This is a genomic window from Bacillus sp. MYb56 (assembly GCF_002976445.1).
Classification (GTDB): domain Bacteria; phylum Bacillota; class Bacilli; order Bacillales; family Bacillaceae_G; genus Bacillus_A; species Bacillus_A mycoides.
Genome location: NZ_PCOH01000105.1, coordinates 1 through 2,893, shown reverse-complemented (window position 1 = coordinate 2,893; position 2,893 = coordinate 1). Strand labels below are relative to the sequence as shown.

3 protein-coding genes are annotated in these 2,893 nt (G+C 35.4%); all 3 read right to left on the bottom strand.

From position 1 onward, the window contains the following. Positions 1-427: MerR family transcriptional regulator (locus CQ058_RS31090; RefSeq protein ID WP_105590260.1), on the bottom strand; the 427-nt coding region annotated here is incomplete at its 3' end. A gap of 27 nt (positions 428-454) precedes the next feature. Beyond that, complete coding sequence (locus tag CQ058_RS31085; protein ID WP_105590259.1) at positions 455-1,588, bottom strand: bifunctional lytic transglycosylase/C40 family peptidase; 1,134 nt, start codon at positions 1,586-1,588, stop codon at positions 455-457. Between the two features lie 4 nt (positions 1,589-1,592). Beyond that, the coding region (locus tag CQ058_RS31080; RefSeq protein ID WP_105590258.1) for a VirB4 family type IV secretion system protein at positions 1,593-2,893 on the bottom strand (1,301 nt) is incomplete at its 5' end.

Here is a 2,893-nt window from a genome sequence, read left to right as displayed (position 1 = left end):
CTTCCTCTTTATCTGGTTCATTTTCTTGTAAATAAAACTTCATTTCTATTGGTTTCGTTTTATACGTATCTCCTAATTCGTATTTATCAGTTGGATAAAATTGTTGTAAAAGTTCTTCGCTCATAATGGATTTTGCCTTTTCTTTTCGCTCACTGTAGCCTTCTTTTTCTCGATGAAATGATAATTGTATAAACGTTTCGGCTGTCGATAAGTACGCCCTTCTTTGTTGTTCTTGTGCGGAAGGAAGCACCTTATCCAGTCGTTTTTTCAAGTCTTCATTTTGTTTTGTTAGTAATTCATTTGAAAGTTTTAACTGTTTTTCTTTGCCATCACTCATTGACTTTTTGCTCAAATAGATATTAAAAGCTGTCACACCTACAACTAAAATGACAAACACAATAAACAAAGATTTTCGTTTATCTTTCATTCTTTTAGTCTCCTATTCTTTCGGTTTTTAGAACCTTCTTACATGACCAGAAAAGACTTTTTGCCAATACGGATTATTTAAATCTTCAATGAAAACACCTTTATTAGTTTGGCATCCAATGAAAGTATTTTTATCAATTACAATGCCAACGTGTCCGTCATGTTTGTAGGTATCAAAGAAAATAACGTCACCTGGTTTCATATCGTTTGCTGATACTTTTGTACCGATTTTATTTAATGTTTCCGTACTTACAGCTCCTATCGGACTGGTATACATCCCTACTTGTTCGAATGCCCAGCGTACAAAACTTGAACAATCAAAAATTCCTCTTGCAATGTCATTTGTGTTACGTCCTCCACCAAATACATACGTAGAACGCCCTATCCATTGGCGACCTACATCGGCAACTTTTGAACCGCTACTGCCTCCACTTCCTGGATTTCCTCCTCCACCAGAAACGACAGAACCCGGCTGATAATATTTTAAAACTGCGTCAACGTACAAAATATCGCCGTAGCACGCTTGATATGGTACGGCTTCTGGTCTAAGGCAATGATACATACCAGTATTTTTTACTTTTTGATACTGTTGTTGTGAAAATTTAATTGCTAATTCTTTCGTATACTTACCACCATTTGCGCCAACAAAATCAAAAAATCCTGTTCCAAAATTGTAAGCTTGAAGTGCTGTTTTGATATGATCCATGTCACCAGGACTCGTTACACCAGCTCTTTCTATCGCATGTTTAAACTCCTGTACACCAGCCCAAATACTGTAATCTGGATCTGTAATACAGTTTGGTGATTTGCAATATTTCGTATTAAAAGCACCCTCCGATGATTGCATCGGATCGCTGCCACGCCCTCCACTTTCTTGCATCATTTGGGCAAGCATTAAAGCGACAAAGGGTTCCACGCCAAACTCTTTCGCATACTTACGAATCGTAGGTTCCCATTTCAAAACTTCGGGCGATACATTCATCACTTGCCCTTCACCTGTATACGTAATGTCACCCGTGTCTGTTCCTGTTCCACTATCACTTCCCATTGCTGCAATGAAAATACTAACGACTCCAAGTAAAAGAAAAGAAAAAAGACCCATCACAATTAACGCTAAAGTGATGAGCCATTTCTTTGGTATGATCTTTAAAACCAGATGCATGGTATTAAGCACCTCCCCCGAATAACATCAATTCTTCATCTGTTACTTCTACATGAAAGTGAATGTTTTTTACAGCTCCAATACTTAAAATGACATCCCCTGTTGGCAAATGTGGGATTGCTGCAATCTCACTTTCACTTAACTGTCCTGCAAATACTTTTCGTAACATATCTAAACTGTTATTATCTTGCTGCATGATAAATTTGTACTGTGTAAGTTCAAATAGCTTTTTAATTTCATCTATCATTTCTTGTGAAGATCCTTCTGGTACAAAATCTCGAATTGTATGGCTTGCATATAAAAGACCAGCAAAATATTTTCGGTCTTCTCGGCTAAATTTAATTAAAAATTGTAAAGCGTGAGCACTCTCTTTTCGTGTGTTGATAATATGATGTGCTTCGTCAATAATAATGAAATATCGAATGACATCTTCAAAAGCAATTTGTTTTTTGTTAAAGGCTCTTAATTGAGGAGCACCATTTGAAATCATTTCATCCCAAAGAAGATTTAACACATTAAAGATTTGCGCCTGAAACACTTCTGGTTTAGAACTGGATATATTCCGTAAGGAAAAAGATACAACTTGTTCTTTCTTGAAATCTTCAATTGTAGAATGTCCATCGAATAATTGCGCATACACTTCTACTAGGTTCATAAGATTTAATTCAATTAATTCTAAACGATGGATTCTACTGTCTCCTAAATTTTCATGGTGTTTTTTACTTTCTACATCTTGATATAACTCGTTACGAACAAAATTTAAAAAATCAGAGAAGATAGGGTATTCTTTCGGTTTTCTTGTTGTAATTTCATTTGTTACTCCCTTTTTATCATTCCATAATCCCATACGAATATATAATTTTCGAAGCAAATTTTCATACTCTTTAATTTCATCATCTTTTGCTTCTGGTGCAATAAAGCGATAAAAAGTTGTTACTTTGGATAAATGCTGAATGAAACTAACTTCCTCACTTTCTGCTGTCTTATACACTTGAAGTGGGTTAATTTGACCCTGTGATCCATCTAATGCAATTGTTTTTCCATTCAAGTCACGTACTGTTTCCTCAAATTCACCTACAATATCAAAAATACGGATAAAATGTCCCTTACTTGCATAATCCACGGCTTTCTTTTTTAGTAAGGTTGATTTTCCAGCACCAGGCTTTCCAACCATTACACCGTTATAACTCTTTCTTTGTTTGTCTTTATGAAAAATATCAAAAATAACATTTCCTTTTGTTTTCGTTGTCCCATAATACGTACCGTATGGATCGTTCAAATAAGAATAGTGAAATGGACATCCAC

Coding starts and splice junctions, on each gene's coding strand:
- CQ058_RS31085 (WP_105590259.1), bottom strand. CDS start 1,588: ATGCATCTGGTTTTAAAGATCATACCAAAGAAATGGCTCATCACTTTA.